A 12,765-nucleotide genomic window follows, 5' to 3' on the forward strand; every position below is an offset into this window, starting at 1 on the left:
CAAACGATTCGCGCAGCCTTTTTTTGACTTTTTATCTTAATGTAAGGCGTTTGGCGCATTCATCCTGCGGCTGCAACACGGCGAAGCACCGGGCGACGCGTGGCTTCGATCAGCGCCGAATAGCTTTCGACATAATTACTGGCCATGGTGTGCGAGGTGAAGCGCTGCTCGAACTGTGCGCGAATGGCTTCGCGTGAAAGAGAATCAATATTCTGCAGCGCCCCCACGGCGCCCTGCACGTCTTCGCAGATAAAGCCGGTCACACCAGGATCGATCACTTCGGGCACAGAGCCGCGGTTGAACGCAACCACGGGCGTGCCGCATGCCATCGCCTCGATCATCACGAGGCCGAACGGCTCGGACCAGTCGATCGGGAACAGCAGTGCCTTCGCGCCGGAGAGGAACTCGGGTTTCTGCGCTTCGTTGATTTCGCCCACGAACTCCACGTGTGCCTGCGACAGCAACGGCTCGATCTCGGTCTTGAAGTAGTCCTGGTCGACCTTGTCCACCTTCGCGGCGATCTTCAGCGGCAGGCCCGAGAGCGCGGCGATCTTGATCGCGGTGTCCACGCGCTTTTCCGGGCAGATGCGGCCGAGGAATGCGAGGTACTCGGGCTTGCGGCTCGTTTGCGGCGTGAGCAGATTCTTCGGCAGGCCGTGATAGATCGTGTTCAGCCAGTTGGCCTGGGAGAGCGGCTGGCGCTGCGAATCCGAAATCGAAATGACAGGCGCCTCGGAGAACGAGTCGAACACCGGCTGCAGTTCGGGCAGGTCGAGACGGCCATGCAGTGTCGTCACGAACGGCGTATCGAGCGTCGAGAACAGCGGGAAGGGCAGATAGTCGAGGTGAAAGTGCAGCACGTCGAACTCGTGCGCCATGCGGCGCACGCGCTCGAGCAGGACGATGTGCGGGGCGAGCGCGTCGCGGATCGTCGGGTCCAGACGCAGCGCGCGCGGCCATGCCGCTTCGAGTTTTGCCGTGGTGACCGAATCGCCGCTGGCGAACAGCGTCACGTCATGGCCGAGGTCGACCAGCGCTTCGGTCAGATAGGACACGACGCGCTCGGTGCCGCCATAAAGCTTGGGCGGAACGGCTTCGTAAAGTGGCGCGATTTGTGCGATTCGCATTGGCTAGATCTCCTTGGCAAATGCCGCGTGACGTGCGACTGACAGGGCAAGGTGCGCGGTCAGGCGTTTCGGTGTCGGGTTATCCCTGAGGTCGATTATGGACATTCGAATCGGCAATACGAGTTGTTTTGCAATCACTTAATGTTGTTACAGCGGGAAACACCGCCTGTAAGCACCATTGCAAAGCGTGACGCGCGAGAGCGCGGCGTGCCGCAATTCGCGTGCCTGGCCGATCAATGTGGTCAGACCCCGCAAGGAGATTTATTACGCATCTGTGAAAAGGCTTTTACAATCGACAGAAGCTTGGCGAAAATATCTGAAAAGCATCATTCGAATCGCCTTCTGACTTGTCCCCTTTTCCTTTGTCAGAAAAATTCCTACATAAAAAGGAAAGTTTTTCTCGCATCGCGTCGCGGCATTCGTCCGATTTCCATTTGTCAGCACCCTCGCCACAATGCGTGGACGACCACTCAACGGGCCGTTCGGCTTGTCGTGCGCCTGATGCCGAACGAGCAAACGTTTCCGTTACAGGCCTGACCAGCCGCTACGTTTCGAATTCGGGGGATTCCATGAGCGCGACGACGCCAAGCGACATGCTCAGCGAGATCAATGAAGTGAATCTGTCGTACCTGTTGCTCGCGCAACGGCTGCTGGGCGAAGACCGGGCCGCGGGCATGTTTCGCATGGGCATTTCGGAGCCGCTGGCCGACGTGCTGACCCGGCTCACGGCTGCGCAGACCGTGCGGCTCGCCGCCTCCAGCCAGCTCCTGTGCCGTTTCCGCTTCGACGAGCACGCCATCCTGAGCGCACTGGCCGAAAAGGGCAAAGCCGCGCAGATCCATTCGGCCATGCTCATGGCCGCTCAAAGCGCCGATCAGGCCGACTGAACCGGCGGCTCGCGCCCTTCCGGCTGTGCCGTTGCGCGCGACATTCCAAACCGACCCTCAAACTCCGGCCTTCAAATCCGACCTTCAAACGTTTGCACGCGCGGAAAACGCGCGTCTGCCCGTTCTCAAAGTTTTTCGCGCCGGTGCCGTAAACCCAATCAAGGGCGCGGGCCGATGGCGGTTCGCGGCGCAATTTTCCAGTGAGGACCCGGCAGTGCTGATTATCGTGGGAACACTCGTGACGATCGTCTGCGTCTTCGGCGGCTACGCGCTGGAGGGCGGTCATCTGGCGGCGCTCATGCAGCCGATGGAGCTATTGATGATTGGCGGCGCGGGTATCGGCGCGTTCATCCTTGGCAACGGCATGAAGACGATCAAGGCGACGCTGCGCGTCCTGCCTACGCTCTTCAAAGGCGCCAAGTACAACAAGGATGTGTACATGGAGCTGCTCGCGCTGCTCTACGTCCTGCTCGCGAAGGCGCGCAAGGAGGGCACGCTCACGCTCGAAGCCGATATCGACGATCCGCAGAAAAGCCCGATCTTCACGCAGTACCCGAAGATCCTGGCCGACCATCACATCGTCGAATTTCTCACCGACTACCTGCGGCTCATGGTCGGCGGCAACATGAATGCGTTCGAAATCGAAAGCCTCATGGACGAGGAGATCGAGACGCATCACGCCGAGGGCGAAGGGCCCGCGCACGCGCTCTCGAAGGTGGGCGACGCGATGCCGGCGTTCGGCATCGTCGCGGCGGTGATGGGCGTGGTGCACACCATGGCTTCCGCCGACAAGCCGCCCGCGGTGCTCGGCGAAATGATCGCCCAGGCGCTGGTGGGCACCTTCCTCGGCATTCTGCTTTCGTATGGCCTCATCGGCCCGCTCGCGAGCCTCGCCGAGCAGCGCGTGGCCGAGTCCACCAAGATGTTCCAGTGCATCAAGGTCACGATCCTCGCGAGCCTGAACGGCTACGCGCCGGCGATTGCCGTCGAGTTCGGCCGCAAGGTGCTGTACTCGACCGAGCGTCCGTCGTTCACGGAGCTCGAAGAGCACGTGCGCCGCGTGAAGGCGAAATAAATTCGGCATGCGAATTGAAACGAGGGCGGCGGCAATCATGAAGCAACAGGTTCAGGCGATGAAGACGGGAGGCGGCCGATGAGCGCCAACAAGGATCGCGCCATCGTGGTGAAGCGCGTCGCGCCGAAAAAGGGCGGCCATCACGGCGGCGCATGGAAGCTCGCCTATGCGGACTTCATGACCGCGATGATGGCGTTCTTCCTGCTGATGTGGCTGCTTTCGTCGGCCTCGACGGTGCAGTTGCGCGGCATTGCCGACTACTTCAATCAGCCGCTCAAGGTCACCCTGTGGGGCGGCGATCGCAGCGCCGAGGATTCGAGCATCGTGAAGGGCGGCGGGCGCGATATCTCCTCGCAGGAGCAGGGCGTCACGCGCCGCAGCGACGGCGTCAGGGCGCACGCGGACCGCGCCGTCGCGCACGCCGACGACCAGGCGCAGAACAAGCTGCAAGGCTCGCTCGAGCGCCAGGAGCAGGTGCGCCTGCACGACCTGCAAGTCAAGCTGATGGCCGCCATCGAAGCGAACCCGGTGTTGCGCCAGTTCAGGCAGCAGATCCGCATCGACTCCACGCTGCAGGGCCTGCGCATCGAGATCGTCGATTCGCAGAAGCGGCCGATGTTCGCGACCGCGCACGATGTGGTCGAGCCGTATATGCGCGACATCCTGCAGGCGATCGGCAAGACGCTGAACGACGTGCCCAACCGCATCGTCGTGCAGGGCCACACCGACGCCGTGCCCTATGCGGGCGGCGAGCGCGGCTACAGCAACTGGGAGCTTTCGGCGGACCGCGCGAACGCGTCGCGCCGCGAGCTGATCGCGGGCGGCATGGACGAGTCGAAGGTGCTGCGCGTGCTGGGCCTCGCTTCCACGCAGAACCTGAACAAGGCCGATCCGCTCGATCCGGAGAACCGCCGCATCAGCATCATCGTGCTCAACCGGAAGTCGGAAGACGCGCTGACGCGCGACGACACCACGACCACCACGCTTTCCGACGACGCAGCGGGCTCGGGCAAGACGCTGTTGCCCGGACTCGTGCCGGGTTCGGGCGGCGCGGCGAATATGCCGGCCGCGCGGGTGCCGGCGCAGATGCCGACGCCATTGCCCGGCACCGCGCCGGCCGGCGTGAAGCTCGCGCCGGTGACGCAGGCCGTGGCGCCGCCGTCGCCGGCCGAAGCACGGGAATAACGGCGGGGAATAACGAACGGCGCCAGCGCATGAACAGCGTAGTGACCAGCAAAGCAGCGCGCGAACGAGGAAGGGATGATCAGAAATATTCTGGCAATCGACGATTCGGCGTCCATGCGGGAGATCCTGTGTGCGGCGTTCGGCTCGGCAGGTTACGAGGTGACGGTGGCCAACGACGGCGAAGACGGGCTCGAGCACGCGCTCGCGCAGCGTTTCGATCTGGTCCTCACCGATCTGTACATGCCGCGCATGGGCGGGCTCGACCTGATCAAGCGGCTGCGCGCGAACCCGTCGTATCAAGAAACGCCAATCCTGGTGCTGACCACGGAGTCGGACGAAGGCTTCAAGGCGGCGGTGCGCGACGCGGGCGCGACGGGCTGGATCGAAAAGCCGGTGGACCCCGAGCTGCTCGTCGACCTGGCGAGCGCGCTCGGCGAAGTTGACCAATGAGTGGACCAACGAGCGGGCCAATGAGCAACCCCATGAGCGGATACATGAAGTACGCACGCCAGCGCCACGCTCCGGCCACACACATCGCGGTGAAAGAGCAATGACTCTCGACATCACACAGTTCTATCAAACGTTCTTCGACGAGGCGGACGAGCTGCTCGCGCAGATGGAGCAGCTTCTCCTGAACCTGAACGTCGGCCAGCCCGATCCCGAGGATCTCGCGGCGATCTTTCGCGCGGCGCACTCGATCAAGGGCGGCGCGGCGACGTTCGGCTTCACGGCGCTCACCGAGACGACCCACATTCTGGAGTCGCTGCTCGATCGCGCGCGCAATCGCGAACTCGTGCTGCGCAAGGACATGATCGACACGTTCCTCGAAACGAAGGACGTGCTCTCCGATCAGCTCGCGGCCTACCGCGCGAGCGCCGAGCCCGATGCGTCGGCGGCTGCTGCCGTGCGCGCGAAGCTCGAGCAGTTGTATGCGGAAAGCCGTGGCCTGGTCGCGCCGGCTGCTGCGGCGGCTATGCCTGCGCCGGCTGCCGCGGTTGCTTCGGCCGCGCCCGCGCACGCCGGCGATTCCGAAGAGGATCTCGACGCCGCGTTCGAAGCGAACCTGCCCGCGGCGATGGGCGGCGCGCCCGAGCATGTCGTGGATGAAGCGATAGCCGCCGCGCCGGCGGGAGCCGATGGTCCGCACCTGCGCATCACGCTGCGCCGCGTGGACGCGAAGGACCAGGCGCTGCTCGCCGAAGAGCTAGGCAATCTGGGCCGGATTCTCGGCCAGGTGAAGACCGGCGACGACCTCACGCTGTGGCTCGAAACCGATGTGCCCGCCGACGACATCGTCGCCGTGTGCTGCTTCGTGATCGACGAAAGCCAGATCGTGATCGGGCGCGGCACGCCCGTGGCCGCGCCCGCCGTGCAGACGAGCGCGGTTGCCGCGCCCGCGGCGGTGCTCGAGCCAGAGCCGCAAGCGACGGCGGCACCCGCACCGGCGCCGGCGCCGCTGCAAGTGCAAGCCGAAGCGCCCGCGCCCGCTGCAGCAACGCCGGCTGCGGCTCCCGCCGCGTCTGCCGCAGCCGCCGCACCTGCCGACAACGACCGCAAGCCGCGCGCGGCAGCCGCCGCATCGGCGGTATCGACCGAGGGCAGCTCGATTCGCGTGGGCGTGGAGAAGGTCGATCAGCTCATCAATCTCGTGGGCGAGCTCGTCATCACCCAGGCGATGCTCGCGGAAACCACCAGCAGCTTCGACCCGGCGCTGCACGACCGCCTCTTCAACGGCATGGCGCAACTCGAGCGCAATGCGCGCGACTTGCAGGAAGCGGTGATGTCGATCCGCATGATGCCGATGGACTACGTGTTCAGCCGCTTCCCGCGTCTCGTGCGCGACCTCGCCGCGAAGCTCGGCAAGCAAGTGGAGCTGGTCACGTTCGGCCAGGCGACCGAGCTCGACAAGAGCCTCATCGAACGCATCATCGACCCGCTCACGCACCTCGTGCGCAACTCGCTCGACCACGGCATCGAAACCGTGGAGGCGCGCCGCGCCGCGGGCAAGGACGGCACCGGCCAGCTCGTGCTCTCCGCCGCGCATCACGGCGGCAACATCGTGATCGAGGTGAGCGACGACGGCGCGGGCCTGCGCCGCGACAAGATTCTCGCGAAGGCGATCAAGCAGGGCATGCAGGTGAGCGAAACGATGACCGACGAAGAGGTCTGGAATCTCATCTTCATGCCGGGCTTCTCGACCGCCGACCAGGTCACGGACGTGTCGGGCCGCGGGGTGGGCATGGACGTGGTGAAGCGCAACATCCAGTCGATGGGTGGCCACGTGGAGATCACCTCGCACGCTGGCAAGGGCACCACGACGCGCATCGTGCTGCCGCTCACGCTGGCGATTCTCGACGGCATGTCGGTGAAGGTCGGCAGCGAGATCTTCATTTTGCCGCTGAACTTCGTGATGGAGTCGCTGCAGCCGCGCCACGAAGATATCTACACCGTCACCAACGGCGACCGCGTGGTGCGCGTGCGCGGCGAATATCTGCCGCTCGTGGCGCTGCACGACGTGTTCAACGTGGAAGGCGCGCGCACGGATCCCACCCAGGGCATCGTCACCATCATGGAGACCGAGGGCCGGCGCTTCGCGATGCTCATCGACGAGCTGGTGGGCCAGCAGCAGGTCGTGGTCAAAAACCTCGAAACGAACTATCGCAAGGTGCATGGCATCTCGGCGGCGACCATCCTCGGCGACGGCAGCGTCGCGCTGATCGTCGACGTGGCCGCGCTCAACCGCGAAACGCGTGCTTCGCACGGCGTGAGCGTGGGCGCGCATGCGGCCGCGAATGTGGCCAGGAATACGGCCAGAAATGCAGGGGCGTTTGCTGAATTCGCCTAAACGCACTGCAGTCCGGATCAACCAATCATTTCCCAACCGTTCAGGGGCTAACGTGGCAGAAGTCCAATCCATCCATGGCAGCGGCGCAGCAGGCGCCGCAGCCGGTGCGCACCGCCGCGACGTGCAGCAAGCCGATGCAGGCGGCCAGGAATTCCTCGTCTTCACGCTGGGCGCGGAAGAGTACGGCATCGACATTCTCAAGGTGCAGGAGATTCGCGGCTACGAGAGCGTGACGCGCATCGCGAACGCGCCCGAGTTCATCAAGGGCGTGATCAATCTGCGCGGCATCATCGTGCCGATCGTGGACATGCGCATCAAGTTTCATCTGGGCCGCGTCGAGTACGACCATCAGACCGTCGTGATCATCCTGAACGTCGCGCATCGCGTGGTGGGCATGGTGGTGGACGGCGTGTCCGACGTGCTCACGCTGCAAACGGACCAGATCATGCCCGCGCCCGAATTCGGCGCGACGCTCACGACCGAGTACCTCACGGGACTCGGCACCGTAGACGGCCGCATGCTGATCCTGATGGACATCGAAAAGCTCATGACGAGCCGCGAGATGGCGCTGATCGAAACGCTCGGCGCTTAAAGGCGACCACGCGGCACCCACAACCGCAGCCCGCAAACGCCACACAGGACAGGAGCACACGAGATGTTGCACAGGTGGTCGATTCGCACGACGCTCACGGGCGTTGCGTTCATTTTGTTGGCACTGACGGGCCTCGTCGGCGCGCTCGGGCTGTACGCGCTCGGCAACGCGAGCGAGTCGCTCGCCACGATCGCGCGCGGCGACCTCGTCGCGATGCATGCGCTCAGCGATTCGTCGTCGTATCTGCTGCGCGCGCGCGTCTCGTTCGACCGCGCCAACTCGCTCAACGAAGCAGGTCAGGGCGACGAGGCGAAAAAGGTCGTCGAGCGCGCCGAATATCTGCTCGGCAAGTCCAACGAAGCGTGGAAGGCCTTCGAGGCCGCGTCCAAGCACGGCATCGAAGCAGCGGCGCTCGACACGCTCAACGCAAAGCACGCGACCTTGCTGCAAGAAGGCGTGCAGCCCGAACTCGCGGCGCTGCGCGCAAACGATATCGCCGCGTATCAGGCCATCGCCCGCACGAAGATCAGCCCGATGTTCGTCGACTACGACAACTCGGCCGCGCCGATCGCGCAGCAGTTGCAGGACGGCGCCCAGGCGCGCGAGCAAAACGCGCGCGCGCAAATCTCGCTCATGCGCACGCTGATCGCGGCGGCGATCGCAGTGGCGCTCGTGCTCGTGGTGGCGATCCGCTTCGCGCTGCGCGGCCTCATCGTGCAGCCGCTCGAAGATGCGGTGCAGGCGTTCGAGCGCATCGCGCACGGCGACCTCACCGAGCGCATCGACGTGTACAGCAAGAACGAGATCGGGCGTCTCTTCGCGGGCATCAAGCGCATGCAGGAAAGCCTCGTCACGCTGGTGTCCGCCGTGCACACGGGCGCGGGCTCCATCGACGTGGGCGCGCGCGAGATCGCCATGGGCAACACCGACCTCTCGCAGCGCACCGAGCAGCAGGCCGCCTCGCTGCAAGAGACGGCGTCGAGCATGGAGCAGCTCACCGGCACCGTGCGCCAGAACGCCGAGAACGCGCGCCAGGCGAGCCAGCTCGCCGTCAACGCGTCGGACATCGCCACGCGCGGCGGCGTGGTGGTGGGCGAAGTCGTCGACACGATGCAGGACATCGCCGCGAGCTCGGCGAAGATCGTGGACATCATCAGCGTGATCGAGGGCATTGCGTTCCAGACCAACATTCTCGCGCTCAATGCGGCCGTGGAAGCGGCGCGCGCGGGCGAGCAGGGGCGCGGCTTCGCGGTGGTCGCGGGCGAAGTGCGCAGCCTCGCGCAGCGCAGCGCGAGTGCGGCGAAGGAAATCAAGGAACTCATCAACGACTCGGCGCAGAAGGTGCAGAGCGGCTCGGACCTGGTGGGCCGCGCAGGCACGACGATGGAGGAAATCCTTCAGGCCGTGCGCCGCGTGACCGACATCATGGGAGAGATCAGCGCCGCTTCGGAGGAGCAGTCGGGCGGCATCGAGCAGGTGAATCGCGCCGTCACGCAGATGGACACCGTCACGCAGCAGAACGCGGCGCTGGTGGAAGAGGCGGCGGCTGCGGCGGCATCGCTCGAAGAGCAGACGCGCAATTTGCAGGCCGTGCTGGGGACGTGGCGCACGAATGGGAGCGCTCATGCGGGCGGTCACGATGTGCAGGCGCGCGCAGCGGGCGCGCACGCCGTGAAGGCCGAGCCCAAAGCGGCGCCGACGGCTGCTGCGGCGGTGAAGCACACGCCGCCGATGGCTGGCGGCACGGCGCGAGCGAGTTCCGCCGCGAAGCCGGCCAGCGCAGCGAAGCCGCAGTCCAAGCCGGCCGGCGCCGCGCGCGTCGAGCCGCAAGCGGCAGTCGCCACGGCGTCCGTGCAGGACGATGCCGACTGGGAAACGTTCTGAGCAACTCGTCCCGGCACGACTACGTGGAAATACGTTGAAACGAACAAGGCAATGCACATGAGCGCACAAGGACGGCAAGATTCGCACCGCGGGGCGGCCTGTGTGGCCCGCGCGGCAGCGCGGGCGCTGCACGCCGCGCGCGCGCCGGGCGCATTGCAGGCGGGCGTGGCCGCAGGAGCCGCAGCATGAAGGCGCGGCGTTTTTCCGGCGCCGAGCGCACGGAGGCCGAGCGCGTCGAGCGTGGCGATGCCGCGCGCGCGCCGGGCATGCCAGGCATCTCGGGAGAAGGCGGCTCACGCGATTTCGATTTCACCCCGGCGGACTTCGAGCGCATTCGCGCGCTGATCCACCGCCGCGCGGGCATTTCGCTTTCGGACCACAAGCGCGACATGGCATACAGCCGTCTCGCGCGGCGCTTGCGCGCGCTCGGACACGAGAGCTTTCGCGCCTATCTCGACGACCTCGAGCAGCGCAACGACGCCAGCGAGTGGGAAGCGTTCACCAACGCGCTCACCACCAATCTCACGGCGTTCTTTCGCGAGGCGCATCACTTTCCGATCCTCGCCGATTTCGTTCAGCGCCGCTCGCAGGTTTCGGTGTGGTGCTCGGCGGCCTCGACGGGCGAGGAGCCGTACTCGATTGCGATGACGCTGGTCGAAGCGCTCGGCGAGCGCGCTGCACGCGAGGCGCGCGTGCTCGCCACCGATCTCGACACCCAGGTGCTCGCGAAGGCGCAAGCGGGCGTGTACGCATTCGATCAGGTGAAGCATCTCTCGCAGGAACGCCTGAAACGCTTCTTCCTCAAGGGCACGGGCGGGCATGCGGGGCTCGTGAAAGTGCGCCCGGAATTGCGGCAGATGATCCGCTTCGAGCAACTGAATCTCACCGATGCGGACTACGGCTTGCGCACGGCGTTCGACGCCATCTTCTGCCGCAATGTGATGATCTACTTCGACAAGCCGACCCAGGCCCAGGTGCTCGCGCGCTTCGAGCCGCTGATAAAGCCGGACGGCCTGCTGTTCGCGGGTCATTCGGAAAACTTCACGTACGTGACGCAGGCGTTCCGGCTGCGCGGCCAGACCGTGTACGAGCGCGCCGCGAGTGCAGGTGCGGCGGCGAGTTCGCGTCACGGCGCGAAGGCCGAACCGGTCGGAGCCATCGCATGAGCGCGCGCCTGCCGATCGCGGCCAACCGCTATTTCGACTCGCACTTCCAGCGTCCCGGCGTGAAGCTGCTGCCCAACGAATTTTTCACCACCGGCGAAGACATGGTGCTCGTCACCGTGCTCGGTTCGTGCGTGGCCGCCTGCATTCAGGACCGCACGGCGGGCATCGGCGGCATGAATCACTTCATGCTGCCCGACGACGGCGCCGATGCGGGGAATGGCGCCGGCGCGCTGCCGGCCGCTTCCGATGCGATGCGCTACGGCGCCTATGCGATGGAAGTGCTCATCAACGAGCTGATCAAGGCGGGCGGACGGCGCGAGCGCTTCGAAGCCAAGGTGTTTGGCGGCGCAGCCGTGCTCGCGGGCATGACGACCATGAATATCGGCGACCGCAACTCCGCGTTCGTGCGCCGCTATCTGGCCACCGAGAGCATCCGCATCGTCGCCGAGGACTTGCAGGGCTCGCATCCGCGCAAGGTCGCGTTCCTGCCGCGCACGGGCCAGGTCATGGTCAAGAAGCTGCGCCTCTCGCAGGAGTCGAGCGTGGCCGAGCGCGAGCAGCTACTCGCGCAGCAAACACCGGAAGCTCGGGCCGAACGGCTCGCGCGGGCCCGCGCGCGCGTGGAGCTGTTCGGCCTGCGCAGCGGCGGCGCGGCGAGTGCGGGCACTGCGCCGGGCACGGCTGCCGCGTTTTCATCATCGCCGCCGCCGGCGCCCGCGCGTATCGAGCTGTTCGGTGCAAGCGCGCCGGCGGTGCGGCCATCCGCTCAAGACAACGCCAGGACAGTGGAGGAGGCGTGAACACTGTGCAGAAAATCAAGGTTCTATGCGTCGACGATTCGGCGCTGATCCGCAGCCTGATGACGGAGATCATCAACGGCCAGCCGGACATGACCGTCGTCGCCACCGCGCCCGATCCGCTCGTGGCGCGCGAGCTCATCAAGCAGCACAACCCCGACGTGCTCACGCTCGACGTCGAGATGCCGCGCATGGACGGGCTCGACTTTCTCGAGAAGCTCATGCGCCTGCGGCCGATGCCGGTCGTGATGGTGTCCTCGCTCACCGAGCGCGGCAACGAAATCACGCTGCGCGCGCTGGAGCTGGGTGCGGTCGACTTCGTGACCAAGCCGAAGGTGGGCATTCGCGACGGCATGCTCGACTACGCCGAAAAGCTCGCCGACAAGATCCGCGCCGCTTCGCGCGCGCGCGTGCGTCCGGCGGCGCGCGCCGGCTGCCGGAACTGCCGCGGCGACGGCGGCTTCGGGCGCCGCTGGGCCGGGCGCCGCCGCGCAGGCGGCCCATGCCGCCGGCGCTCATGGTGCTCACCCGCACGCGCCGCTTCACGCCGCGCCGATGCTCAACAATCCGCTCGTCTCCACCGAGAAGCTGGTGATCGTCGGGGCGTCGACGGGCGGCACCGAAGCCATCCGCGAAGTGCTCCAGCCGCTGCCGCCCGACGCGCCGGCCGTGCTCATCGCGCAGCACATGCCGCCGGGCTTCACGAAGTCGTTCGCGCAGCGCCTGAACGGCCTGTGCCGCATCACCGTGAAGGAAGCGGAGCACGGCGAGCGCGTGCTGCCCGGCCACGCCTACATCGCGCCGGGCCACGCGCATTTGCTGCTCGCGAGAAGCGGCGCGAACTACATCGCCCATCTGTCCGACGCGCCGCCGGTGAACCGGCATCGGCCGTCGGTGGACGTGCTGTTCCGCTCGGCGGCACTGCACGCGGGCAAGAACGCGATCGGCGTGATTCTCACGGGCATGGGCCGCGACGGCGCGGCGGGCCTGCTGGAAATGCGCCAGGCGGGCGCGTTCACGCTGGCGCAGGACGAGGCGAGCTGCATCGTGTTCGGCATGCCGCGCGAGGCGATTGCGATGGGCGCCGCCGACGAGATCGCGCCGCTCGCCGAAATGAGCCGCCGCGTGATGCTGCGCCTCGCCAGCATGGGCGAGCGGGTGCAGCGCGTGTAGTACCTGCAGGGCATGCCGGGCGCGGGCTCGTGCA

At 66.1% G+C, this 12,765-nt stretch carries 10 protein-coding genes and 1 pseudogene; 10 read left to right on the forward strand and 1 reads right to left on the reverse strand.

What is annotated here, in order from left to right:
* Positions 1 to 59: 59 nt before the first annotated feature.
* Positions 60 to 1,127, reverse strand: coding sequence for a glycosyltransferase family 4 protein (locus PWP93_RS13285; protein WP_421044795.1), 1,068 nt, complete (start codon positions 1,125 to 1,127; stop codon positions 60 to 62).
* Between the two features lie 569 nt (positions 1,128 to 1,696).
* On the opposite strand from PWP93_RS13285, the gene flhD reads away from it, so the two are divergent.
* The 10 genes and pseudogenes from flhD to PWP93_RS13335 all read left to right on the forward strand — a co-directional run bounded on the left by flhD (position 1,697) and on the right by PWP93_RS13335 (position 12,731).
* A complete protein-coding gene (gene flhD, locus PWP93_RS13290; RefSeq protein ID WP_421044796.1) occupies positions 1,697 to 2,014 on the forward strand; it encodes a flagellar transcriptional regulator FlhD in 318 nt (105 codons plus the stop codon).
* A gap of 214 nt (positions 2,015 to 2,228) precedes the next feature.
* Entirely contained in the window at positions 2,229 to 3,089 is an 861-nt protein-coding gene (motA, locus tag PWP93_RS13295; protein WP_421025039.1) for a flagellar motor stator protein MotA, read from the forward strand.
* 78 nt (positions 3,090 to 3,167) lie between these two features.
* A complete protein-coding gene (gene motB, locus PWP93_RS13300; RefSeq protein ID WP_421044797.1) occupies positions 3,168 to 4,274 on the forward strand; it encodes a flagellar motor protein MotB in 1,107 nt (368 codons plus the stop codon).
* Between the two features lie 75 nt (positions 4,275 to 4,349).
* Positions 4,350 to 4,724 carry a response regulator gene (locus PWP93_RS13305; RefSeq protein WP_421025037.1) on the forward strand — a complete coding sequence of 125 codons (375 nt, stop codon included), beginning with the start codon at positions 4,350 to 4,352 and terminating at the stop codon, positions 4,722 to 4,724.
* A 100-nt stretch (positions 4,725 to 4,824) separates the two neighbouring features.
* The gene (cheA, locus tag PWP93_RS13310) at positions 4,825 to 7,119 is read left to right on the forward strand and encodes a chemotaxis protein CheA (protein WP_421044798.1); all 2,295 of its coding nucleotides are present in this window, start codon (positions 4,825 to 4,827) and stop codon (positions 7,117 to 7,119) included.
* Positions 7,120 to 7,171: 52 nt separating this feature from the next.
* Entirely contained in the window at positions 7,172 to 7,711 is a 540-nt protein-coding gene (locus PWP93_RS13315) for a chemotaxis protein CheW (RefSeq protein ID WP_421044799.1), read from the forward strand.
* A 63-nt stretch (positions 7,712 to 7,774) separates the two neighbouring features.
* Positions 7,775 to 9,595 carry a methyl-accepting chemotaxis protein gene (locus PWP93_RS13320; protein WP_421044800.1) on the forward strand — a complete coding sequence of 607 codons (1,821 nt, stop codon included), beginning with the start codon at positions 7,775 to 7,777 and terminating at the stop codon, positions 9,593 to 9,595.
* 266 nt (positions 9,596 to 9,861) lie between these two features.
* Positions 9,862 to 10,761, forward strand: coding sequence for a CheR family methyltransferase (locus PWP93_RS13325; RefSeq protein ID WP_421025293.1), 900 nt, complete (start codon positions 9,862 to 9,864; stop codon positions 10,759 to 10,761).
* Positions 10,758 to 11,561: a chemoreceptor glutamine deamidase CheD gene (gene cheD, locus PWP93_RS13330; RefSeq protein ID WP_421044801.1), complete on the forward strand. Its 804-nt coding sequence runs from the start codon at positions 10,758 to 10,760 to the stop codon at positions 11,559 to 11,561. The genes PWP93_RS13325 and cheD overlap by 4 nt, the downstream gene beginning before the upstream one ends.
* Positions 11,558 to 12,731, forward strand: a pseudogene (locus PWP93_RS13335) (protein-glutamate methylesterase/protein-glutamine glutaminase). The gene cheD and the pseudogene PWP93_RS13335 overlap by 4 nt, the downstream one beginning before the upstream one ends.
* Positions 12,732 to 12,765: the final 34 nt, after the last annotated feature.

This window comes from Paraburkholderia sp. A1RI-2L (assembly GCF_048957375.1).
Taxonomy (GTDB): Bacteria; Pseudomonadota; Gammaproteobacteria; order Burkholderiales; family Burkholderiaceae; genus Paraburkholderia.

Coding starts and splice junctions, on each gene's coding strand:
- PWP93_RS13285 (WP_421044795.1), bottom strand. CDS start 1,127: ATGCGAATCGCACAAATCGCGCCACTTTACGAAGCCGTTCCGCCCAAG.
- flhD (WP_421044796.1), top strand. CDS start 1,697: ATGAGCGCGACGACGCCAAGCGACATGCTCAGCGAGATCAATGAAGTG.
- motB (WP_421044797.1), top strand. CDS start 3,168: ATGAGCGCCAACAAGGATCGCGCCATCGTGGTGAAGCGCGTCGCGCCG.
- PWP93_RS13305 (WP_421025037.1), top strand. CDS start 4,350: ATGATCAGAAATATTCTGGCAATCGACGATTCGGCGTCCATGCGGGAG.
- cheA (WP_421044798.1), top strand. CDS start 4,825: ATGACTCTCGACATCACACAGTTCTATCAAACGTTCTTCGACGAGGCG.
- PWP93_RS13320 (WP_421044800.1), top strand. CDS start 7,775: ATGTTGCACAGGTGGTCGATTCGCACGACGCTCACGGGCGTTGCGTTC.
- PWP93_RS13325 (WP_421025293.1), top strand. CDS start 9,862: ATGCCAGGCATCTCGGGAGAAGGCGGCTCACGCGATTTCGATTTCACC.
- cheD (WP_421044801.1), top strand. CDS start 10,758: ATGAGCGCGCGCCTGCCGATCGCGGCCAACCGCTATTTCGACTCGCAC.